We start from the raw sequence: 23,966 nt of genomic DNA on the forward strand, positions 1-23,966 counted from the left end.
ATATTTGACTGATTCCTACATTGGTTGTAATGAAGTACAATAATAAGAAAATATTCGCTTATCCACTACCCATATATGAACATCGAAATAAATTAATTTTGATGTAATTGTATATATCACAATTACGAAAATCAGTTAGATGCGAATAAATTAAATCATTTACTTAACGAAATTTCAGTGGTAATTCATTACAGTGAAGGGGAAATGTGGATTAAATTGAATGGAATTTGCAAAGGTCAGTGAATTAAACAAAAGTAGTTTATTAATGGTGTTTTTTGCAATGAAACAATACAGAGTATTGCAATTGTAATTACATAATTTTGCAACTTGACATAGAGCCTCTGCGGGCATGAGTACCAACAAAAGAAACTATTATATCAAGGGTTGGCTTTGCCTACGCAAGGCTATCATGCCCACCACTCCATGTAAAGTTGCAACGCCAACGCCAAGTTTGGCTGCAATTCTCTGCACTTTTATTTTGCAAAACACAAATGGATAATAATGTTATTGGTGATAATCATAGACAAATGTCATTTGAACAGAAAGAGTTTTGAGTTTTTGAAATTCGGGAAACTGAATAAGGATTCTATGAAAGTGTTAGCATTTGACGTTTTAGGAAGAGATATTATGTTAATTGATTGTGAAAGTTAAGAACAAGAAGAAAGCGAGCAAAATAAATGTCTATCATAAAAATTGAGGGAGCAATGATTGGAATAGGTCAAAGACCTTTTATCATTGCAGAAATGTCAGGAAATCATAATCAATCACTGGAACGTGCCTTGGAAATCGTTGAAGCTGCTGCAAAATCGGGAGCTCATGCTCTTAAAATTCAAACTTATACCGCAAATACGATGACGTTGAATGTGAAAGGCAAGGGTTTTGTAATTGAAGACGAGGGGAATTTATGGAAAGGAAGGCACTTATACGACTTGTATAAAGAAGCCTACACACCATGGGAATGGCATAAGCCAATTTTTGACCGTGCACGTGAACTCGGGATGATTCCTTTCAGTACGCCATTTGATGAAACAGCTGTTGATTTTTTAGAAGAGTTGGATGTCCAGCTTTATAAGATTGCTTCATTTGAAAATAATGATATTCCTTTGATCAAAAAAGTGGCGGCGACAGGTAAGCCGATGATTATATCAACGGGGATGGCGACAGTTGCAGAGTTGGATGAAACGGTACGTACCGCTCGTGAAGCAGGGTGTAATGAAATAATCTTGCTCAAATGTACAAGCACTTATCCTGCTACAGCCGACAACACGAATATCTCTACAATTCCACATATGCGTGAATTATTTAATGTGCAAGTCGGATTGTCTGATCATACGATGGGGACAGGTGTTGCTGTCGCAAGTATCGCATTAGGCGCGACAGTTATTGAGAAACATTTTACACTGTCACGTGCGGATGGCGGTGTGGATTCGGCGTTTTCAATAGAGCCACATGAAATGTCGGCACTTGTAGAAGAAACAGAACGTGCATGGCAGGCAATGGGCAAAGTAACGTATGGACCAACGGAAAAAGAAAAAGCTTCGTTGAAGTTTAGGAGATCAATCTATGTGGCGAAGGATATTGAAGTAGGAGAAGCTTTTACAAAGGAAAATATTAAGGTGATACGACCAGGGTATGGACTTGAACCTAAATATTACGAGCAAGTACTAAAAATGAAATCGAATAAGAAGTTAACAGCAGGCACACCACTTTGTTGGGAGTTGTTAAGTTAATATGAAAAAAAGGGATAGTTTCTTATCTTATGGCAAACAACAATTAGATGAGGATGACATTGCGGCGGTCGTGGAAACATTGCGGTCGCCTTTTTTAACACAAGGACCAAAAGTGGAGGAATTCGAAAAGGCGGTTGCCAATTATGTGGGAGTGAAATATGCAGTTGCTTTTGCAAATGGGACGGCTGCGCTACATGCTGCTTGTTATGTTGCTGGAATTGGTGTTGGCGATGAAGTGATTACAACACCAATTACGTTTGCGGCTACCTCGAATGCGGTATTATATTGTGGTGGAACGCCTGTTTTTGCGGATATAGATGAAAATACATACAATATTGATCCATTGGAAATAGAGGGAAAAATAACAACGAAAACGAAAGTGATCATGCCAGTGGATTTTTCAGGGCAACCTGTTGATATCGATTCTCTTATGGATATTGCTAAGCGTCATAATTTAATAGTGATTGAAGACGGTGCCCACTCTTTAGGTGCTAGTTATAAAGGGAGCAAGGTAGGCTCGCAGGCAGACATGACAATGTTTAGTTTTCATCCAGTTAAGCCGATTACGACAGGTGAAGGTGGCATCATTACGACTAATTCGGAAGCGTTTTATGAAAAACTAAAATTATTCCGTAGCCATGGTATTGGAAAGACACCCTATGCTATCGAACAGGGCGACTGGTACTATGAAATGACTGAACTTGGATTTAATTATCGTATGTGTGATATGCAAGCAGCACTTGGTGTATCTCAGATGTGTAAGATTGATGGATTTATTGAACGTCGCCGTGAGATTGCGGCATTATACAATAAGAAGTTAGCAGCGATTCCAGGGATTGTTTTGCCGGAACAAATGGAAAAAGCAGAATCAGGTTGGCATTTATATATGATTCAATTGGATAGCCAGGTGCTGCATAAGCCGCGCAAGGAGATTTTTAATGAAATGCGTGAGCAGAATATTGGTGTCCATGTTCATTACATACCTGTGTATTGGCAACCTTATTATAAGGAATTAGGTTATGAGAAAGGGCTTTGTCCAATCGCGGAGAAATGGTATGAGCAGGCATTGACTTTACCGATTTATCCGGGGATGACGGATGAGGATGTCGGGGATGTTGTTTTAGCGTTAAAGAAAGTGCTTGATATACTATGAGAAATTAAGAATGTCGTGGAGTGATATATAATGGGCTTAATAGGAGAAAAAAATGAGTATTTCAAACAAATAAGTAAAGCTATAGAGGAGGCATTTTTTGTTGGGGATATACAACGTGTTGGTGAATTAATTAATAAATGCGGGAATGGAATAGACAATGCAACTATTTGTTCACAAAAAGCTATTTATGCCCTACAAATAGGCGATACTACTAAAGCCTTGAAAATATTGGAAGAAGGGATAATCAAACATCCATTTAATTCGGACATTCACTACAATCTTAGCTATATCTTAAATGAAATTGAACGATTTGAAGATTCAATACATCATGGCATTCTCGCAATTAAGTATGCAATTGATAAAGAGAAGAATCTGGAAACTGTTGAATTGGTTGAAAATATATTGAAAAGTGTAAGGCGGAAAAATGGAAAGATTCTTGCGTCAGTAATTAATAAATACAAAATTGAAAAGTGTTTATTGAATGAAAGAGATTACAGAATTTACCCCTTAAATACACAAGAGAAGGATCAAATGCGGACTATTTTTAAAGAAAATGAAGGAAATCAGTATTTATTTAACATGTATCAATCTATGGGGGTCACCAGCGTAGATGCAAATAGTAGATTTTTCTTTAAAAGTGAACTCATTAAAGGAAAAGAAAATAACCATGAACTTCAATTAGTTTTAGACTATCCTTCCGTGATTCCTATCTCCTTGATGGAACCACAAACGAAGATAAAATTTTATTTGAATAGCAAAGAATACATTTTTGAGAATACCTATTTAATTCATAATAAAATTCATTATATAAGAATAAGCGAACCCGGCAATCTTGTTATACAGTCTGACAAAAACATATTTGTTGGAAAACCAATTCAAGAAACAATGAATAACCCTTCCAAGAGGTTAGTTTTGCAAATATTTATAGATGGACTATCTATGAAGTTTTTAGAAGAGAGGGGGATGCGCGAGGTAGTACCTAATATATACAATTTTTTTGAGAAGGGCTTCATTTCTACTAATTGCTATGCAACAAGTGAATGGACAATGCCTTCTAAAGCGACTGTTAATACAGGGAAATACCCATCTACACATAAATTATTACATCCTGCACTTAATTACTATTCATTTGAAAAATATCACAAACTAATACCAGAATACTTTAGTGAAGCAGGTTATTTGACAGCAAAAATATCATCAAATTGGCGTACTAATCCAGCTTTTGGATATTATAAAGGCTTTGATCGTATTCTTTATCAAAATTTCATGGGCGGGATGGACGTTAGAGACACTATTATGGAAACAATTGAGCATATCGAAAGTTTTAAGCATAAAAGTAATTTCATTTCAATATCGATAATGGATGTCCATAACGCCACAGATGAAATTGAACAACATCTATTAGCTGAAACAAAAACAGATTTATCCTATCGTGTAAAAACAAATAACAAAGGTGTAACATCTGTCCATACAATGTATGATGAATCTAAAATTTATAAGTATAACTTGGAGATAAAAAGAGTAGATTTCTTTTTGGGGATTCTATTTGATTATATTAATAAAAATTATGTAGAAGATGATGTAGTTGTATTACTACATTCTGATCACGGGCAAACATATATTGAAGACAAGGATGAAATTTTACATTCGGGAAGAACGAAGATCCCTTTAATGATTAAAGGGAAATATGTTCCCAATACCCATAGTAATGAAATTATTGAATTGGTAGATTTATTACCGATATTACTCAAAGTTAGTGATTTAAAGTTAACGGATCAAATAGACGGGGAATTACCAAAGATTTTTGGCGGAAATAAAGAAAAAGAATATGCCCTTACTCAATTATTGCATCCTAATCAAACATATAAGGCAAGGATTGAGGATGAGACATACGTATTTCGCTTTGAGACAAAGGAAAAAGTACAATTCGATTTGACATTTGAAGTGGATGAGTATGAAGTAAGTTTAATAAACAAAGAAACAGGTGAGGAAACGTCATCTACCCAGAGTGATATTGTAGATAAGTATGAAGAAGTTATTTTCCAACATATTAAAGATTTCATTAAGTGGAAATAAACGTTATTTGAACAGTATATCTTTTAGAAAGATACTATTCATTTCGGGTTTGAATTCTGCAGTTCCTTTCCCCGAATAAATGATGTTGTTTCTGTGTGATTGATGAATAAAAAAGTAGAAAAAATATAGTCAATTCGAATAATAAAATGCTGCAAAACTTAATAGACTGGGGTCTTCTATAAATGATTTCTGATAAATTAATACACAAGAACAGTAATTATTGGGATAATTTTTACAAAAAACAGTTAATAAATAAGGAATCTTCTTTTTGCAAAAAAATACGAAATGAACTTCAGGGTGATTTTATTGTTGTAGACATCGGCTGTGGTTTAGGTAGAGATTCGTTTTCATTTGCCGAAGAGGGATACGACGTCTTTGGGATTGATGGTTCCGAAGAAGCGATTTCAACAAATAAGAAGAGGGTTGAACAAATACGGCCTATTGGAGAGGTTTACTTTTCAAAGGTTGATTTAAGTGATCAAAAATCGTTGCAAGAAATATTGACAGTCGTAACAAGTAAAGCAGATTTAGAAAATAAAAGAATCATTCTTTATTTACGATTTTTATTGCATGCGATTGATGTAGAGACAGAAAAAATATTGCTGGATACGTTGGTCGAAAATACTCCAATAGGAACATGTTTTGTAGCAGAGTTTAGAACAGCCGAAGATGCAGTGAGATCTAAAGTATATGATGATCATTACCGTAGATTTGTGGAAACTGATACATTTTTAGTTGAATTAATTAATAGGGGATTCTCGGTAAATAAGTTTTATAAAGGTACCGGGTTTTCAATTTATAAAGATGAAGATCCATTTTTAGCTAGAGTGATTGCTGAGAAGCGATAAAGCTTCATTTTGGTTTTTACTGTTGCAGACTAAGTCCCATGTTAGTGAGAAAATAATGTTTAGCAGGAAAAAAATAAGTTTAATAGTTTTCCTTGATATCACTTGATGTGTAATAGTTATCAAGTAGAAAAGACAATCACATATGTATTAGGTGTTTGAGGAAGAAGAGAAATCTCATCTTTAAATGCTTCCTAAAACACGTTACAACTGACATAATGGAAAACAGCAAAAGTTCAACGGGACTACCATATTCAAGTTGAGCGAATGTATTATTCCGTTCCTTATGACTATTTCCGAGAGTATGTCGATATTTGACTAACCAAGGATTTAATTGAAGTATTTCAAAGAGGCTCGAATTGTATTCCATAAAAGATTTAATGTCGAGATTGGCTAGTTTTCTACAAACACAGACCACATTCTGGACCGACGTATATTTTCATCGCTCACGATTTGAGCGTTGTCAAGCATGTCAGTGATCGGATCGGTGTCATGTATTTAGGGAGGATCGTAGAGCTAGCTGAAAAGAAAGAGCTATTCAAAAATCCTTTGCACCCTTACACACAGGCTTTAATGTCAGCCATTCCTTCACTGGATCCGGATGTGAAGAAAGAACGGATCATATTAGCAGGCGACGTACCAAACCCGGCAGCCCCTCCATCAGGATGCCAATTTGCAATGGATGTTTGTAAAACAGTGGTACCGAAGGAAATCCCGGACAATTCGCTAAGAACTGTGAGTTGTCATATGTATGATGACAAGTATCGGAAGAATTTTTAAGGTGCCTGTGTGAGGAACAATTCAGATTATGTATTACAAATACACAAAGAAAATCAGGAAGTCAACTATCACTTATGATGGTTGGCTTTATTTTGCATTTATCTACTTTAAGGTGAATAGTCATAATTGCGTCTTGCACAACCAATCGATCACTATAGGGGTTTTCCCCTATACTTCGTCCTGATCTTGTCCACTATAATAAGTGTAGATTGATTGTTTTAAAAATTCACGTAAACCTGTGGGGAGGCTGACAAATGAAAACTTCATTTAAAGTCGTTATTGTAGGTGGAGGTGCGGCGGGCATTTCGGTTGCGGCCCGATTGCTTCGTCAATCGAAAGTGTTTGGAGGCGAGATCGCTATCATTGATCCGGCGGAGAAGCATTATTACCAGCCGCTTTGGACATTGGTCGGCGGCGGGGATTCGAAGAAAGAGGATTCCGAGCGCGAGATGAAGGATCTTATTCCCGAAGGGGCTGTATGGATTCAAGATGCGGTAACATCTTTTGAGCCGAAGCGGAATGAAGTGTCTACTGTACATGGCGGTACATTTACGTATGACTATCTCGTTGTTGCTGCAGGGATTGAGATCAATTGGAACGCTGTGAAAGGATTGGCGGAAGCACTTGGGACAAAAAATGTGTGCAGCAACTATTCCTACGAACATGTCGATTATACATGGGAGACGATCCGTTCATTCAAAGGGGGAACGGCGTTGTTCACCCATCCGGCGACGCCGATCAAGTGTGGAGGAGCGCCACAGAAAATTATGTATTTGGCGGATGACCATTTCAATCGCGTAGGGGTGCGCGATGCGACAACGATCATTTTCGGGAGCGCAAATCCAGCCTTATTCGATGTTGACAAGTATCGGATCGCGCTTGAGAAAGTGGTTGACCGTAAGAAGATAGATGCACGGTTACGCCGAAGTCTAATTGAGATCAAGGCGGACGAAAAGATTGCCGTGTTTGAGAATCTGGATACGAAGGAAATTGAAGAAGTTGCCTACGATATGATTCACGTAACACCAAATATGCAGGCTCCGGGCTTTATTCGAAACAGCCCGTTTGCTGATGGGGCAGGATGGGTCGATGTCCACAAACATACATTACAGCACACACGCTTCGAGAACGTGTTCGGGATCGGAGACAATTCGAATTTGCCAACGTCGAAAACGGGTGCGGCGATCCGAAAGCAGGCGCCAGTCGTAGCGGATAATATAGTGGCGCTCATGCGCGGGCAACAGATGCAGGCGACATACGACGGCTATTCATCGTGTCCACTTGTCACGGGCTACAACAAGCTCATTTTGGCAGAATTCGATTATGATAAGAAGCCGGCCGAGTCGATGCCGTTTAATCAGGCAGTCGAGCGGACAAGCATGTATATTTTGAAGAAGGAACTGCTTCCAGTCATGTATTGGGACGGGATGCTGAAAGGGACGATGTAAGCGTTTCATTACGGAGGGAGGATGGCAAAAATGAGTGCGACTATTCATGAAGAAGGAGATTTGATGCAATTGATCAGCGAACTGGAACGCCCTGAAATCCAGCAGTCGCTGACATCTCTTCTGACGAAACTTCCCGAAATCGAGAAAAGCATTGACTCAATCGGGAATGCCGTACAGTTTGGCAAAGCCGTGCTGCAGGACGAATCCACGACACGGAAATACGATGAGTTGTTTTCATCCTATAACTTGAGCTTGGAAACAGTCGCTTCGCTTGTGACGCTGCTGGAAAAACTGCCGAAACTCGTTCAAATGATCGAACAGCTCGAGAACATTATCGATTTTGTATCCGCTGTCCTGAAGGATGAACAATCCACTGACTATCTCGTTTCCAATCTAAAGGAGTACGCCGAGCCGTTTTTGCAGAAAGGGAAGGAAGGATTGTCTTTCTATCAGGAAGTGCAGCAAAAGGCTGATTGCAATCCGCAAAATGTGAAGATGTTCTCGCTCGTCAAATGGTTGAAGGATCCTGCCGTCCAAAAAGGACTCTGCTATGTCCAAGCGACGCTGGACGTATTGAATGAGCGGACGGCACAGAATAAATAAAGGAGACAGTGAACTATGCTATTACGTTACTTCTATGATGAAAAACTGGCGCATGCTTCGTATTTGGTCGGCTGCCAGGCGAAAGGCGTTGCCGTCGTTGTGGATCCGATGCGCAATATCGAACCGTACGCGGAACTTGCGGAGAAGGAGAACATGAAGATCATCGGTGCGCTTGAAACGCATATCCACGCAGATTTCGTTTCGGGTTCGCGGGAGCTTGCGGATCGGTTCGGGACGACACTTTATCTTTCAGATGAAGGGGGCGAGGGGTGGACGTACGAGAACATTAGCCACCTTGACCATCAACTTCTTAAGGATGGGGATGAATTTGTCATTGGCAACCTTGTCTTTAAAACGATGCACACGCCTGGCCATACCCCTGAAAGCATTTCATTCTTCTTGACCGATCGTGGCGGAATCGCAGATAAGCCGATGGGCATCTTCACCGGCGACTTCGTGTTTGTCGGAGATGTCGGTCGTCCGGACTTGCTTGAAAAGGCTGCTGGCATGCAAGGAACTTCTGAATCTGGCGCACGGGCGATGTTTACGTCCATTAAGAGATTCAAGGAGCTGCCGGACTACTTGCAAGTGTGGCCGGCGCACGGTGCGGGCAGCGCATGCGGGAAAGCGCTCGGTGCAGTGCCGTCAACGACTGTCGGCTATGAAAAACAATTCAATTGGGCGATGCAGTTTGACAAGGAAGCGGACTTTATCGCTGCATTGCTCGACGGGCAGCCGGAGCCACCGTATTATTTCGCGGTTATGAAACATGTGAACAAAGTCGGCATTGAGCTTATCAAAAATCTTCCCGAGTTGAAAGTGCTGGAGACGGTCGAAGAAGCGGAAGAAGCAGTGGCAGCAGGCCATCAAGTCCTTGACACGCGTCATGCGAAGGATTTCGCCGACGGCCATATGGAGGGAACGATCAATATTCCGCTGAACAATTCGTTCACCAACTGGGCTGGCTGGATCGTCGATTATGAAAAGTCGCTCTACTTGCTGACAGATCCTGCACAGCTCCATGAAATCCTTAGCGCACTTCGTTCAATCGGTATTGATAATGTCGCAGGCTTTGCGGACGTCAATTGCATCTTGAATAAAGCGACGGATCTTGAAACATATGAGAACATCTCTCCGCTAGAAGCGCAGAAGATGCTGACTAAAGGCGATGTCAATCTTCTTGATGTTCGTAATCAGTCGGAGTACGATGCTGGCAACATTGATAAAGCCCAGCATATTATGCTTGGGACGTTGAGGAAGCGGCTCGATGAAGTGGAAGACGATAAGAAATTGATCGTTCATTGCCTATCTGGAGGTCGTTCCGCAATCGCAGTCAGCATTCTGCAGGCAGCAGGCGTGAAAGATGTCGTCAATATGGATGGCGGTTACGGCAGATGGAAAAGAGAGGTTTCACAGGAAGAGAATAGCGTGACGACGTAATCATCATGCCCCTTGATGGTAATTGACTCGTTAAACGGTGGCCGCCAAACGCTTTTCCTTGGCGGCTTTTCCGTTAGCCTGTGATCGGGATGGCATTTTTCTTAAAATTCATATGCGCGGGTATGATACGATCTTGTTAAAGGCAGAAGGGGTGAAGTGCGCATGATGGACGAAATGCAGCTCGGAAATAAATATTTGAAACAGATTTTCCAAAATATCCAGGACGGCATCATCATCATGGACGAATGTCGGGAAATCCTGCTTATGAATCCGTCGGCAAAGCGGTTGACTGGCTGGAATATGAACGACCGTGTGCCATTCTGTTCGTTTTGCGAGAATCGGAATCTCAAAGAAGGAGAGAATCGCTGTTATTTGATTGAAAGCAATGAAGTGCCTTATTTCCTGTCCAAAATGCCTACGTATCATGGGAACAAAATCGATGTCGAAATGAGCACAGCTCTTATGTTCACAGATCGCAAAACGGAGAAGCGGGAGTATTTGCTCGTCCTGCGCGACCAAACCATTCAGCTGAAGGAAGAGGAAGCCCGTTTTTCAAAGCTAATGATCAAGAAGTTGATTGAAGCGAAGGAGTCTGAGCATAAGCGGCTGGCGCAGGAGCTTCATGACGGTGTCGGCCAATCGCTGTACTCCATCTCCGTTGCGCTGCAGGCGATCGAATCGTATGTCCATAATCCAAAACTCAATACATATATCGAGGAAGTGCGCCTTGAACTCGAGAAAGTGATGAATGATATTAAGCTTTATTCACATCAGCTGCGACCGCATAGCATCGACCAGCTCGGTATCATTCCGTCTTTGAAGTCGCTTCTTGAGTCTCTCCAAAAAGTGCATCCCGAGATCAATATTCGTTTCGATGCGAACTCGACGGCTCGGTGCGATCCTTCCGTAGAAATCAATGTCTACCGTGTAGTGCAGGAAGCAATGCATAATGTCTTAAAATATGCATCGGCCCGGCACGTCTTCATTCAATTGAACCGAACCTCAAATCACATCGAGTTGACTGTGGAAGACGACGGCGTCGGTTTTGACATCGAGTCCATTAGAAATGAAGGGCTTGGATTAAAGCATATGGAAGAGCGGATCGACCAGTTAGGCGGCACGTTCTCCATTGAGTCGGTTCTGGGACAAGGGACGCAGATCAAAATAGAAATTCCGAAATGCAAGGAGGATGCGCCTTATGATTAAAGTGCTCGTTGTCGATGATCATGTGTTGATCCGCAAGGGAATCATCCTCCTTCTTGAAAACCATCAGGATATTGAAGTGGTCGGTGAGGCGGGGGATGGGGAAGAGGCGATCCAGTTGGCGGCCAGTACACAGCCTGATGTCATTTTGATGGATATTTCCATACCCGATGGTCTCGATGGCTTCACTGCAACACAGGAGATTATGACGCGGCTGGAGGGCGTTAAAGTTATCCTACTGACAATGCATAATGAAATCGTTTATATCCAAAAGGGTATTGAAGTGGGGGCACACGGTTATTTATTAAAGAACAGTCAAGGCAATGTTTTATATGAAGCCATCAAAGCTGTGCATGAAGGGAAGCGCTACTACCAGGTCGGATTACCGGAAGAACAGCTCGAGAGGCTCTTCAAACAGAAAGGCAAGGAGAAGGCCGAGCTGTTGACGAACCGGGAACAGGAAATTGTTCGCTTGACGATTCTTGGGTACACGAACGTCCAAATCGGGAAAAAGCTTTTTATCAGCAGTAAAACGGTGGAAAACCATAAGGCGAATATTATGCAGAAGCTCGAACTGAAGGATAAATCGGAATTCATCCAATATGGGCTTGTGAATAGATACGTGTGATCGGTTGCAGTGGTGTAGGTACATAGCATAGGAGTGGATCGGATGGATTTCACGTTTATCATTACCATTTTTTTAATTGGCTTCATCGGCTCGTTCGTTTCGGGAATGCTTGGAATTGGCGGTTCCATCATCAAATACCCAATGTTGCTTTACATTCCTCCGTTATTCGGGTTGGCTGCATTCACGGCACATGAAGTGTCTGGCATTAGTGCGGTCCAAGTGTTCTTCGCTTCCATTGCGGGCGTCTGGGCATACCGAAAAGGCGGTTATTTGAATAAATCGCTCATCATCTACATGGGAGGGGCCATTTTACTTGGCAGCCTTGCCGGAAGCTACGGCTCGAAGTTCATCTCGGAGGGTGGCGTCAATATCGTTTACGGGGTGCTCGCGCTAATCGCGGCTGTTATGATGTTCGTGCCGAAAAAGAAGATCGATGACATTCCCATGGAAGACGTGACGTTCAGTAAACCGCTCGCTGCCGGACTTGCGTTCATCGTCGGCATCGGTTCAGGCATCGTCGGTGCAGCCGGAGGATTTTTACTTGTTCCAATCATGCTTGTCGTTCTCAGCATCCCGACCCGAATGACGATTGCGACAAGCCTCGCTATCACGTTCATCTCTTCGATTGGTGCGACGATCGGCAAAGTGTCTACCGGGCAAGTCGATTATTACCCGGCCGTCATTATGATTATCGCAAGCCTTATCGCAGCGCCGCTTGGGGCAAAACTAAGCGGAAAAGTGAACACCAAAATCCTACAAGGCATCCTTGCCGTCTTGATCGGCGCAACTGCTATTAAGATCTGGATGGATATCTTGTAGTTGTTATATTAATCATCCCGTTCAACTGTGCACCAATCATTGCACGCTTAACAAGAACGTAACCAAAATCAGCTTTCAAACGAGTAGTTAACTCGAATGAATAGCTGATTTTTATGTTATACTGGGTAGCTCGCAGTACGTGATATGAACTGCCATCAATAAATGAAAATGATGAAGTTGAGGAATGCATATGTCGAATGAACAATTAAAAAAAGGTAGTCTTTTGGCGTTTTTGCCGCTTATTGTCTTTGTTGTCCTGTTTATTGGGTCAGGGATTTTGACGAAAGACTTTTCCAATATGCCTTTGAACGTGGCGATGCTTATAGCGGCTGCTGTGGCGCTCGTAATGAATCGGCGGGAGACGTTCAGTAAAAAGGTCGATGTATTTATGAAGCATGCGGGGCATCCGAATATCATTTTAATGGCCGTCATTTTTCTGTTAGCTGGTGCCTTTTCTGGAGTGGCGAAAGGAATGGGGGCCGTTGAGTCAACGGTTAATCTAGGTTTGTCCTTGCTCCCGGCGAATCTGCTCATTGTTGGCTTGTTTGTCATCGGCTGTTTCATATCGATTTCAATGGGGACGTCAATGGGCACGATTGTCGCGTTGGCGCCAATCGGTGTAGGGATTGCCTCCCAAACGGACATCCCAGTAGCTCTCGCCATGGCAACTGTCATTGGCGGCGCAATGTTCGGGGATAATTTGTCGATGATTTCGGACACGACGATTGCGGCGGTCCGTACGCAACAGACAAAAATGAAGGACAAGTTCAAAGTGAATTTCTTCATCGTTCTTCCGGGTGCGATACTGACGATGATTCTCCTTGCTCTGTTGACGCATGGCAATTCAGCGGAACTTACAGGTGAATATCCATTCGAATTGATAAAGATCTTGCCATATTTGGCTGTTTTAGTGGCGGCATTGTTGGGCGCACATGTATTGATTGTGCTTGTAGGCGGTACGATTTTTGCCGGTGTCATTGGACTACTGGATGGATCCTACCAGTTGGATAGCGTCTTACAGGCGGCATCCGCTGGGATACTGTCGATGGAGGATTTGGCGATTGTCTCCATTTTGATTGGCGGAATCGTCGGGATCATTCAGCATAATGGGGGCATCGATTACTTGTTGTGGGTCATTACACGCAACATCAAGTCGAAAAAAGGCGCCGAATTCGGTATTGCAGGTTTAGTGAGTGCTGCGGATATTGCAACTGCCAATAATACAATCGCAATCATTATTACGGGGCCGGTCGCAAAGCGCATCGCCGATGAGTACGGCATCGATCCCCGCAAATCCGCCAGTTTGCTCGATACGTTTTCAAGCGTCTGGCAAGGCGTCTTGCCTTACGGTGTCCAAGTATTGGCGGCCGCGGGTTTAGCGGCGATTTCACCGTTAAGCATCATCGTCTACTCATTCTATCCTGTATTGATGGGGATTTGCTGTGTTGTGGCGATATTGATTGGATATCCGCGGTTTAAAGGCGCGATTAAGGATAAGTAAATGGGAAAGGGCTGCCCAGAAAGTCGAACAGACTTTTGGAACAGCCCTTTATTTTAGCTTATTATTTCGGTGCCTGTGTATGAAACTATTCAGATTATACACTACAATTGTATAAAATAAATCATAAAGTCAGCTGTCTCAAAGGGCAGTTGGCTTCAATTTGAATTTTTATAAGTTTGGTTGAATTGTCATAAATGTGCGTTGCACAGGCACCCAAAAAGAGGCACCCAAAATGGGAAGATTACCATTCATCCCTATCCTCTTCATCATCCTCGTCATCTTCATCCCAATCCTCATCAAAGTATTGTTTCGGGCTTGGACCTTTTTCATCGACAAGTTGTGGTGTGAAATCGTTTGTATCCTGCTCATCAATCTCCTCAACGGTTACTCGGAATGTCCATTCAGCGCCATAATCGAATACATAAAGGAATTGTTGTCCTTTAACAAAACCGTTCCTATCGATGTGGACTTTTGATGCGTCCGCGTGACCTAGATCGTCATTTGGAGAGGCGATGCAATTGTTGGACCATTTTTTGTTGTCCATGAAAAATGAATATAAATGATTATCCTCAAAGTCATAAGATAGAAGAATGTTGTGATGCAAATCATCCATTGTGTATGCGCCTGGAAGCTTGAGCTTGCGCCAAGTATCGGTTTCATACATCACATTAAATGTATAAGCTCCTACTTGGCAGCGCTTTTGCTCGCGCGGCAAGGCATTTGACAATGTACCACTGGGAAACAGCGGAATGAACGGAAGATAGAAGGGTTGTCCGCTTTGATCTTCGTCGAAAATGTCTTCAATGCATGCCAGATCGGCCTTGGAAATCCCGAAGTTCCGAATCCAATCCGATGGTGCGCCTGGAAACCACTCGGATTCACCTTCCATTCTTCGCGTAGCGATGTTCCAGGCATACAGGTTCCGTTCGAACACTAAGATCGGCATCATCGCAATTAATGCAGCAATGGGTGGAGCAACTTTCAGCATTTCTGGATGTATCGAAGGATGAAATCGATCAAATCGGAGGAGGAAAACGGAAGCAAACTGGACTGATTGATGTCGCGATAATTCAGTCGCTGTCAAGGGATGGAGGAATGGACCCAGTTGTTACACAATATGGGCAAGTGATCGTGGATGAGTTCCATCATTTGTCTGCTGTCACCTTTAAGCGAGTGATGAAACAAATCCGCGCAAAATTTGTCTAGAGATTGATGGCAATTCTGACACGCAAACATGGGCTGCATCCAATTATTACAATGCAATGTGGGCCTGTCATTTATAAAGTGGATGCGAAGGAACAGGCAAAAATACGCCTCTACAATCACCGGATTATTGTGCGGAGCACTTCATTAAAGACGGATTCCGAAAAGTTTCAGGAGATTTGTAATGAATTAATTGAGAATCGAGCACGGAATGAACGTTTGTTCAATGATGTGCTGCTAGAGTTGGAGGAAGGCAGAACGCCCTTGATTTTAACGGAAAGAGTTCAACATGTTGAAGAATTGTTTTAGCGCTTGAAAAGTTGGAGTCAATCAGTGAAAAAGAGGAATTGCTAATCATTGCGACTGGCAAGTATATTGGCGAAGGATTTGATTATCCTCGTTTAGATACGCTGTTCTTACCCATGTCTATTTCGTGGAAAGGCGTTCTTCAGCAATACGTGGGGCGTTTACACCGCGATTATCCCGATAAAAAAAGAAGTCAGTGTATATGATTATGTCGATAAACATGTTCCGATTTTTGTGAATATGCATAAAAAAAGAGCGGCAGGATTCGCTTCGATGGGGTATGTGACTGCTGGTAACGAAGCGAAAAGTTCGGAACAGATGCAACTCTTCTGAATCTTTCCGGTGCCTTTGTGAAATACTATTCAGATAATACACTTCTATTGTATAACCATTACCAACAAGTCAACTGTCTCAATTGATGGTTGACTTTTATTTGCATTAATATTACTTTTGTCGAATTATCATAAATGTGTCTCGCACAGGCACCGGAAATTGTCGATTTATGTAAGCTAATCACCCGATATCGTGTTATTATTGGAGGACAGATAAAAACGTCCTTAACAGATAAATAGATATAGGAAAGTAATTCAAAGGAAAGGAGCTGAAGTTGATGAGTTCATCTGTAAGCCAAGAAGCGATCTTGCAAGCTATAATGGAGCTGTCTAACCAAATGTTGGGGCTTTCTAACCAACTAAAAGAAACGAAAATTGAGTTGAAGGAAGAAATTCAAGCAGTGAAAGCTGATGTAAAGGTCTTGAAGGAAGACGTGAATGTCTTGAAGGGTGATTTGAAGCGTCTAGAAGACAAAGTGGAAACAGTCGATGCGAAGTTTGAAGTATTGAACTCTGCAGTGGTTTCAACTCAGGCAGACGTACATCGTTTAAAAAAGGTTTTATGAACTTAACACTTCCGCTACGATGCAGCCAGCATCCAGCGGGATTTTTTATTGCTAAAATAATAAACAACTATTCTAAAGTTTTCCACCATTCTCTTGAAAGTATCGTATAATAAAAGAAAAAATGGGGGAATTCCATTGGACTATTTATATAACCCACATACTACAACACGCCACACTGTATTTGCACGAAAAGGGATGGTGGCAACATCGCAACCGCTCGCATCACAAGCGGGCATTGAAGTGATGCAGATGGGCGGTAATGCGGTTGATGCTGCAATTGCAACGGCCGCTGCGCTGACGGTCGTCGAGCCGACAACGAACGGAATGGGCGGCGATGCGTTTGCGATTGTTTGGATGAAGGATAAGCTGTATGGCTTGAATGCATCCGGACCTGCGCCGGAAAGGTTGACGTTGGATGCAATGAAAGAAGCGGGGCATGAAAAGATTCCGACATTCGGTTTCACGCCGATTACGGTTCCGGGTGTTCCCTCTGCTTGGGAGGAACTATCGAAAAGATTCGGAAAGCTGCCATTGATCGAAACGCTTGCTCCTGCCATTCGTTATGCGGAGGAAGGGTTTCCATTGACGCCGGTTTTAGGGAAGTACTGGAAAATAGCCTATAATAAATTCAAATCGCTAGACTCTGCTGAATTCGATGAATGGTTCAAAGTATTCGCGCCGGACGGCAGAGCGCCTGGAATCGGAGAAATGTGGAAGTCGCCGGATCACGCGAAAACATTGCGTGCCATAGGCGAAACGAATGCGGAGTCCTTTTATAAAGGTGAGCTCGCGGATTTGATTGACGCGCATGTGGCTGAAAACAATGGCTATCTCCGCAAATCTGACCTTGAAAAGTATAAAGCGGAATGGGTCGACCCGATTTCGACCAATTATAGAGGCTATGACGTATGGGAAATCCCGCCGAACGGACAAGGCGTCGTGGCGCTAATGGCGCTCAATATTTTCTCTGAAATGAATCCTGCAGTAGCGGGAGACGTGCATTCCTTGCACGAACAGATCGAGTCGATGAAACTTGCATTCATTGACGGAAAAGCGTTCATCACCGAACAAAAAGATATGCCAATTGATGTGAAGGAATTGCTGTCGAAGGACTATGCCAAGAAACGCGCCGTGGAAATTAAGGAACGGGCGACAGTTCCGGAGCCATATGAGCTTCCTCGAGGCGGAACGATCTATTTGGCTACCGCAGATGAAGAGGGGAATATGGTTTCATTCATCCAATCGAATTATATGGGCTTCGGGTCAGGGATCGTCGTACCTGGAACGGGCATCACGCTTCAAAATCGCGGGATGGATTTTTCGCTAGATCCGACGCACCCGAACGTTTTGAAGCCGGGCAAACGGACGTATAACACGATCATCCCAGGATTCTTGACGAAAGATGGACAAGCGGTCGGCCCGTTTGGTGTCATGGGCGGTTTCATGCAGCCGCAAGGGCATTTCCAAGTCGTCGTCAACACGGTCGACTATCAGTTGAATCCACAAGCGACGTTGGACGCACCGCGCTGGCAATGGATTGAGGGGAATAAAGTGCACGTTGAACCGAACTTCCCGAACCATATCGCGCAAGCACTCGCCCGATTAGGGCATCAAGTCGTCCCAACATTGGACGGCGGTTCATTCGGCAGAGGGCAGATTATTTGGCGTAACCCTGAAACAGGCGTCCTTGCAGGGGGTACCGAATCGAGGACCGATGGATCAATTGCGGTTTGGTGAGAAAATTGTCGAATTCCGAATTATATTGAAAGTTTGATGGAAAAGGTATATACGTTATTTGAGAACGGACGTTTCGGTTTGATGCGTTTTTAATGCCAGGTTAGACGAGCTGACATTAGATGTTAAAGTATTGAAAAAAGCGATTTGATTGAAATGCACCTCCTTACAGTTTCCTGACGAAACTGCCAAGGAGGTTTTTTATTACCTCTCGATAAAGTCATCCAATTCAGAACCTTCTTATGATAAACTAGTTACAAAGTGACACTAGGGTGAGGTGAGAATCGATGCAGACAAAGCCCATTTTACTATCCAAGCTGATGCCCCCGACGCCATCCTCCACGTATATGCGGAGAGCTTCGTTCATTAAAAAGATGAAGCTGGCGGATCGGGTGAAGTTGACGTTATTGCATAGCGGCGCCGGATATGGAAAGAGTTCAGGACTTTCTGCGTATTTCCAGGATACGAACGCGACATACAGCTGGTATTCCGTGACGGATGAAGATGACGACGTCCTTCCGTTTATCACCTACTTGACGCAAAGCATTCGTCGTGTTGTACCTGAATTCGGGGCTTCCTTGTCAGAATGGGAGGAGCCGACGTTGCAACCGAAGGAAATGGATCTTGAACGATGGCTCGCCCTATTCATGAATGAACTTTGTGAAATCGACACCTCCCTATTCATTGTCATCGACGATTTCCATCATGTCGACCATGTGTTTTTAGTCAATTATCTTGTTGAAAAGATGATCGGTTCCTTGCCTCCGAACATCCATTTGATTGTCGCGACGAGGAACCGTCCGCGGTGGGCGAGCATCGTCAAGCTGAAGGTGACAGGGCAGCTTTGCGAATTAACAGAGGAAGACTTTCTCTTTTCGGAAGAGGAAGTCGCCGTTTTCTATGAGGATTATTTTGATCAGACGTTAACGGAGGAAGAGGCGGCTTCAGTCATCCGGTTGACGGAAGGATGGGCGATAGCGGTCAATCTGCTGGCGCTCCATCTTGCTGGCGGCGAACCTCATTTGCCGACTGCGATGAAGCCCGCCTTGCATGAGCTGTTCGCCTATCTGTCCGAGGAAGTGTTCAACCGGATGAGTGAGGAAGAAAAGGATTGGTTATTGGCCTTTTCGATCTTTCCGACGTTTTCCTTGCAGCTTGTCAGTGAGTTTTATGGGAATGAAGCGTCGAGTATACTTAAGCAGCTAGCGGAACGCCATGTGTTCATCCAATTGCTTGAAGAAGGGACGTTCCGTTACCATGCCCTCTTCCAGCAATTTTTGGAGCGCAAATGGCAGACGCTCGATTCTGATCAATATTATATTAGCCAGAAGCAGGCGGCGGAATTTTACCTGCGGCAGTCGAACCCGGTCCAAGCGATTTCCCATGCGGTCAAAAGTGGAGACCCTTCCTTCATCGGGCAAATCATCGTTGATAACGGCGCCAGTCTGATCAAAGCCGGACAGTTCGAGTGGCTGCTCGATATTATCAAAAGCCTATCGCCGGACATGCTTGAAAGATTTTATCCTCTTTATTATTTTGAAGGAGAAGCGCATCGGTACCGTGCTTTTTACGAGAAAGCGAGAGTTGCGTATTCCTCCTGCATCAAAGCGGCGGAGGAGAAGGGGGACGATTACTATGCCGGGCGTGCCCATGCCGGAGTCGCAAATATTTATCTCGACACAATCCAACCCGGCTTGGCGGATCCGTATTTGATGAATGCCATACTTTTCGCTGAGAAAAGCGAAAGAACAAGCGAATTGGAAATGGAGTTGTTGAAACGGCAATTCGCAGAGAATCTCGTCAATCTTGGCAAAGCTGCAGACGCCGCAAAGTGGGTGGAACAAGAAATCCATGATGGGACAATTCTTCGGGAAGGAAATTTGGATGCAAGGATTGCGTTAAGGACAGGGAAATTACGTGATGCGCAATCGATCTTGGGGGAACGTATCGATAATTCTACATTGCCGGATTCGCATCGTGAAACGGATATTTTACTTTCATTAATTTACTCAATGACGGGAGAGAACGAGCTCGCTCTGGAGAGTGCTGCGAGGGGAATCCAGCTAGGAAAGGTGGAGAAATCGGGTTTCATCGAAGCGGTCGGCCTCATTCGGATGGGACACGCGAAATTCATAGCCGATTCGAGCAATGTAGCCATTGCAAAGGAGCATTATCTTCATGCGATCGAGCGGATGGATGAGCTGAATGTGTCGCGTGGGAACGCGGAACCTTATATGGGTTTGTCGATTGTGGCTGCCCGACAAGGAGAATTTGCTGAAGCGATCCGGTACGGAGAAGCAGGCTTGCGGGAGACGGAGAAGGTCAATGACAGTTGGCTTTCGGCCTTGATTCATATTGGACTCGCGATTGTTCATTTTTACGCCGGCAAGGATAAGGACACGGAACACCATTTACAAGAAGCAGATCGGTTATTCCAAACGTGTGGGGATGTGTACGGAGAGATGGTGACGGCTTTCTGGTCGATGAATTTGTATGACCGGGTTGGTAATGAAGAAGAACGATTTTCGAATGCAACAGAACGGTTTTTCACACTTTGCATGGATTATTCCTTCTTCCTGACAACAGACACAATCTTCGGCCCGTTCGATCGACAGTCCATCCATCCTTTACTTCTTAATGCGCGGCGCCTTCATCCGGAACAGCCTGGCATTCAACACGCCATCCATCTCCTTCAATTGGAAGATACTTTTTCACATCCAGGCTATAAAATCGACGTCCATTCGCTAGGCCCGTTTACAATCTATCTTGGACTTGATGAAGTAGATGACCGAAAATGGCAACGTGATAAATCAAAGGAAATCTTCCTTTATTTATTGTTGAATAAAAGCCGGTTCGTCCCTAAAGAGGAAATCATGCAAGCGTTATGGGGAGATGCTGACGACAAAAGTGCTGACCGCGATTTCAAAGTAGCATTGAATGCCTTGCTGAAAGTGATTGAGCCGAATCGAGGTGCAAGGGAAAATCCATTTTTCATTCACCGCAAACAGACGATGTACCGGCTGAACCCGAAAGCAGATATCCGGACGGATCTTGAACGGTTCAAAAAATATGTAGAGACGGGCTTGTCGGAAAAGACAGCCGAGAAAGCTGTAGAGCTTTTATTGAAAGCAACCGCATCGTACAAAGGAAAATTGTTCGAGGAAAAGCTGTCCGTCGAATGGATTGCGCAAGAGCGAGAGCGAGTCGAACAGCTGTATATCCAAGCGCTGGAGCGGCTTGCCCAGTCCTATACGAGATTGCAAAATTACGGAAAAACGATTGAATGGGCGGAGAAACTTTTGCGGATCGACCGGGCATGGGAAGAAGCGTACCGCTTGCTTATGTACGCACATTATCAACTCCAAAACCGTCCGCAGTCCATCAAATGGTATCGCAAATGCCAATCTGTTTTGCAAGACGAGCTCGCCATCGAACCGATGGAAACGACAGAGCAGATGCATAAGATGATTATAAATGAATTATAGAGTTGGTTTAATTAGAATGGGTCCTTGTTTTTGCAAGGGCCCATTCTTTGTGCTTCAGGGTCCATTCTTTTGTATCCAAGGTCCATTTACCCCGCGCCAAGGTCTATTCTTCTCGACAAAGTCCATTCTTTCGCAATCAAGGTCCATTCAACTTTGTAACTCTTTTGCAACTCCCCTCTAATAGAGTAGTAGACAGGAAGAAAGCGTTTACAAAACGATTTAGAGAGGAGTTGCAGTATGAAGAAGAAATTATGGTTCGTTCTATTATTTGCGTTGATGCTCGTCGTTAGCGCGGCTTGCAGTAAATCGGAAGAAGGGGAAGCGTCGTCTTCTGAAAAGGAAACGTCATCGAATACAACGCCTGTATCGGGCGAAGCAAGCAGTGAAGAAGGCGGCACAATCAAAATCGGTGTCCTCGCCTCATTGACTGGAGCGCTCGAGTCGTATGGAAAGCAAACAAAACAAGGCTTCGAGCTCGGTCTTGAATATGCGACTGGCGGCACGATGGAAGTCGCAGGCAAGAAAATCGAAGTCGTTTTCGAAGATACGGAAACGAAACCTGAAGTCGCAGTCCAAAAAGCAACAAAGCTTTTAGAAGAGGATGAAGTCGATTTCCTAGTCGGTTCCTCTAGTTCTGGCGACACGCTCGCGGTTCTTCCATTAGCGGAAGAGTACGAGAAAATCATGATTGTCGAGCCGGCTGTTGCTGATAGCATTACTGGTTCCGAATTCAACCCGTACATTTTCCGGACGGCGCGTAACTCGTCGCAGGATGCTGTTGCGGGAGCTGCTGCGATTGCAGGTCCTGGCGTGAAAATCGCGACATTTGCACCGGATTATTCATTCGGATGGGATGGCGTCGCAGCGTTCAAGAAAGCTGCTGAAGATTTAGGAGCGGAAATCGTTATCGAAGAATTTGCAGATCCGGCGGCAACGGATTTCACATCCAATTTGCAAAAGATCATTGAAGCAGATCCTGATTATATGTTTGTCGTGTGGGCTGGGGCGAACTCGCCTTGGAACCAGATTGCTGATTTGAAGATGCAAGAGAAAGGCATCAAAATCTCGACAGGTGCACCAGATATTCCAGCATTGTCGATCATGGAGCCGCTCGTCGGCATGGAAGGGTTCTCCGTTTACTACCATACACTTCCTGACAATGAAATTAACGATTGGCTCGTCAAAGAACATAAGGCACGCTATAACGGCGAAGTTCCGGATTTATTCACACCAGGCGGCATGTCGGCTGCAATCGCAATTGTTGAAGCATTGACGAAGACGAATGGCGACGCGGACGGAAATGAGCTTATCAAAGTGATGGAAGGCATGTCATTTGAAACGCCAAAAGGTACGATGACGTTCCGTGCAGAAGATCACCAAGCGTTGCAAACGCTATATTCCATCAAGCTTGAAAAGCAAGATGGTGTTCCATATCCGGTTCCGGTCTTGATCAGGGAGCTGTCGCCTGACGAAACGGAGCCTCCGATTACTAACTGATCAGCTTTGGAAAATGAAGTATGGAAGGACAGTGAACTCGCTGTCCTTCTCAATCGGATTGAAAATTCCATCCGATTGAGAAGGACGGGGAAGGGGGAGAACGAGTGGAACCGATTATACGAACAGAAAATCTGACAATCCGATTCGGCGGGCATACGGCCGTATCGCATGTGAATTTTGAAATGCCGCCACGGCACTTGAAATCCATCATCGGGCCGAATGGTGCGGGCAAGACGACGTTTTTCAATTTATTGAGCGGCGAGCTAAAACCGACAGAAGGAGACGTTTTCTTCAAAGGCGAATCGATGGCTCCTTTATCGGCGGTAGCCAGGACGCGGAAAGGGCTTGGCCGTTCATTTCAGATTACGAATGTATTCCCGAATTTGACGGTGCTGGAAAATGTCCGGTTGGCTGTGCAATCAAAGGAGAAGATCCGGTATCAAATGATTCGCCACTTTATCCATTATAAGCAGCTCATTGAAGAGGCGGAGAAATTGATTGCCCTTGTGCTGCTTGACGGAAAAGAACATGCCATCGCGAGCCAATTATCCCACGGGGAGAAACGGAAGCTTGAAATCGCAATGCTGCTTGCGCTCGATACGGAAGTGCTGTTGCTC

At 43.8% G+C, this 23,966-nt stretch carries 21 protein-coding genes; 20 read left to right on the forward strand and 1 reads right to left on the reverse strand.

Going from position 1 to position 23,966, the window contains the following annotated elements:
• Positions 1-677 precede the first annotated feature (677 nt).
• From pseI to AWV70_RS06295, 13 genes are all read left to right on the forward strand, one after another.
• Complete coding sequence (gene pseI, locus AWV70_RS06240) at positions 678-1,730, forward strand: pseudaminic acid synthase (RefSeq protein WP_060205284.1); 1,053 nt, start codon at positions 678-680, stop codon at positions 1,728-1,730.
• Between the two features lies 1 nt (position 1,731).
• On the forward strand, positions 1,732-2,883 hold the full coding sequence (gene pseC, locus AWV70_RS06245) for a UDP-4-amino-4,6-dideoxy-N-acetyl-beta-L-altrosamine transaminase (protein ID WP_060205286.1): 1,152 nt from the start codon (positions 1,732-1,734) through the stop codon (positions 2,881-2,883).
• A 30-nt stretch (positions 2,884-2,913) separates the two neighbouring features.
• Positions 2,914-4,959 (forward strand): sulfatase-like hydrolase/transferase, encoded by a 2,046-nt coding sequence (locus AWV70_RS06250; RefSeq protein WP_060205288.1) that lies wholly within the window; start codon positions 2,914-2,916, stop codon positions 4,957-4,959.
• 182 nt (positions 4,960-5,141) lie between these two features.
• Positions 5,142-5,807, forward strand: coding sequence for a class I SAM-dependent methyltransferase (locus tag AWV70_RS06255; RefSeq protein WP_060205290.1), 666 nt, complete (start codon positions 5,142-5,144; stop codon positions 5,805-5,807).
• Positions 5,808-6,056: 249 nt separating this feature from the next.
• The gene (locus tag AWV70_RS25285) at positions 6,057-6,122 is read left to right on the forward strand and encodes a hypothetical protein (protein ID WP_414714822.1); all 66 of its coding nucleotides are present in this window, start codon (positions 6,057-6,059) and stop codon (positions 6,120-6,122) included.
• A 174-nt stretch (positions 6,123-6,296) separates the two neighbouring features.
• Positions 6,297-6,584 carry an oligopeptide/dipeptide ABC transporter ATP-binding protein gene (locus AWV70_RS06260; protein WP_060205293.1) on the forward strand — a complete coding sequence of 96 codons (288 nt, stop codon included), beginning with the start codon at positions 6,297-6,299 and terminating at the stop codon, positions 6,582-6,584.
• A 254-nt stretch (positions 6,585-6,838) separates the two neighbouring features.
• Entirely contained in the window at positions 6,839-8,032 is a 1,194-nt protein-coding gene (locus AWV70_RS06265; RefSeq protein ID WP_060205295.1) for an FAD/NAD(P)-binding oxidoreductase, read from the forward strand.
• Positions 8,033-8,062: 30 nt separating this feature from the next.
• A complete protein-coding gene (locus AWV70_RS06270) occupies positions 8,063-8,635 on the forward strand; it encodes a DUF1641 domain-containing protein (protein WP_060205297.1) in 573 nt (190 codons plus the stop codon).
• 15 nt (positions 8,636-8,650) lie between these two features.
• Positions 8,651-10,075 (forward strand): MBL fold metallo-hydrolase, encoded by a 1,425-nt coding sequence (locus tag AWV70_RS06275; RefSeq protein WP_060205299.1) that lies wholly within the window; start codon positions 8,651-8,653, stop codon positions 10,073-10,075.
• A 162-nt stretch (positions 10,076-10,237) separates the two neighbouring features.
• The gene (locus tag AWV70_RS06280) at positions 10,238-11,281 is read left to right on the forward strand and encodes a PAS domain-containing sensor histidine kinase (RefSeq protein WP_235588559.1); all 1,044 of its coding nucleotides are present in this window, start codon (positions 10,238-10,240) and stop codon (positions 11,279-11,281) included.
• The gene (locus AWV70_RS06285) at positions 11,274-11,906 is read left to right on the forward strand and encodes a response regulator transcription factor (RefSeq protein WP_060205301.1); all 633 of its coding nucleotides are present in this window, start codon (positions 11,274-11,276) and stop codon (positions 11,904-11,906) included. Before AWV70_RS06280 ends, AWV70_RS06285 begins: the two co-directional genes overlap by 8 nt.
• A gap of 42 nt (positions 11,907-11,948) precedes the next feature.
• The gene (locus AWV70_RS06290; protein WP_060205303.1) at positions 11,949-12,725 is read left to right on the forward strand and encodes a sulfite exporter TauE/SafE family protein; all 777 of its coding nucleotides are present in this window, start codon (positions 11,949-11,951) and stop codon (positions 12,723-12,725) included.
• Positions 12,726-12,915: 190 nt separating this feature from the next.
• A complete protein-coding gene (locus tag AWV70_RS06295; protein ID WP_060205305.1) occupies positions 12,916-14,226 on the forward strand; it encodes a Na+/H+ antiporter NhaC family protein in 1,311 nt (436 codons plus the stop codon).
• Positions 14,227-14,467: 241 nt separating this feature from the next.
• On the opposite strand, the gene AWV70_RS06300 is transcribed toward AWV70_RS06295, so the two are convergent.
• Positions 14,468-15,214: a plasmid pRiA4b ORF-3 family protein gene (locus AWV70_RS06300; RefSeq protein ID WP_153009912.1), complete on the reverse strand. Its 747-nt coding sequence runs from the start codon at positions 15,212-15,214 to the stop codon at positions 14,468-14,470.
• Between AWV70_RS06300 and AWV70_RS23370 the strand changes: the two genes are divergently transcribed.
• From AWV70_RS23370 to AWV70_RS06335, 7 genes are all read left to right on the forward strand, one after another.
• Entirely contained in the window at positions 15,196-15,432 is a 237-nt protein-coding gene (locus AWV70_RS23370) for a DEAD/DEAH box helicase family protein (RefSeq protein WP_160327636.1), read from the forward strand. The genes AWV70_RS06300 and AWV70_RS23370 overlap by 19 nt on opposite strands.
• Positions 15,433-15,438: 6 nt before the next feature.
• Entirely contained in the window at positions 15,439-15,738 is a 300-nt protein-coding gene (locus tag AWV70_RS06310; protein ID WP_060205311.1) for a hypothetical protein, read from the forward strand.
• 607 nt (positions 15,739-16,345) lie between these two features.
• Positions 16,346-16,633, forward strand: coding sequence for a hypothetical protein (locus AWV70_RS06315; protein ID WP_060205312.1), 288 nt, complete (start codon positions 16,346-16,348; stop codon positions 16,631-16,633).
• A gap of 135 nt (positions 16,634-16,768) precedes the next feature.
• Entirely contained in the window at positions 16,769-18,370 is a 1,602-nt protein-coding gene (locus tag AWV70_RS06320; RefSeq protein WP_060205314.1) for a gamma-glutamyltransferase family protein, read from the forward strand.
• 284 nt (positions 18,371-18,654) lie between these two features.
• On the forward strand, positions 18,655-21,852 hold the full coding sequence (locus tag AWV70_RS06325) for a BTAD domain-containing putative transcriptional regulator (protein ID WP_060205316.1): 3,198 nt from the start codon (positions 18,655-18,657) through the stop codon (positions 21,850-21,852).
• A 237-nt stretch (positions 21,853-22,089) separates the two neighbouring features.
• Positions 22,090-23,349 (forward strand): substrate-binding domain-containing protein, encoded by a 1,260-nt coding sequence (locus AWV70_RS06330; protein ID WP_060205318.1) that lies wholly within the window; start codon positions 22,090-22,092, stop codon positions 23,347-23,349.
• A 104-nt stretch (positions 23,350-23,453) separates the two neighbouring features.
• Positions 23,454-23,966: ABC transporter ATP-binding protein (locus AWV70_RS06335; protein WP_060205319.1), on the forward strand; the 513-nt coding region annotated here is incomplete at its 3' end.

The organism is Sporosarcina koreensis, assembly GCF_001531445.1.
In the GTDB taxonomy this organism is placed as follows: domain Bacteria; phylum Bacillota; class Bacilli; order Bacillales_A; family Planococcaceae; genus Sporosarcina; species Sporosarcina koreensis_C.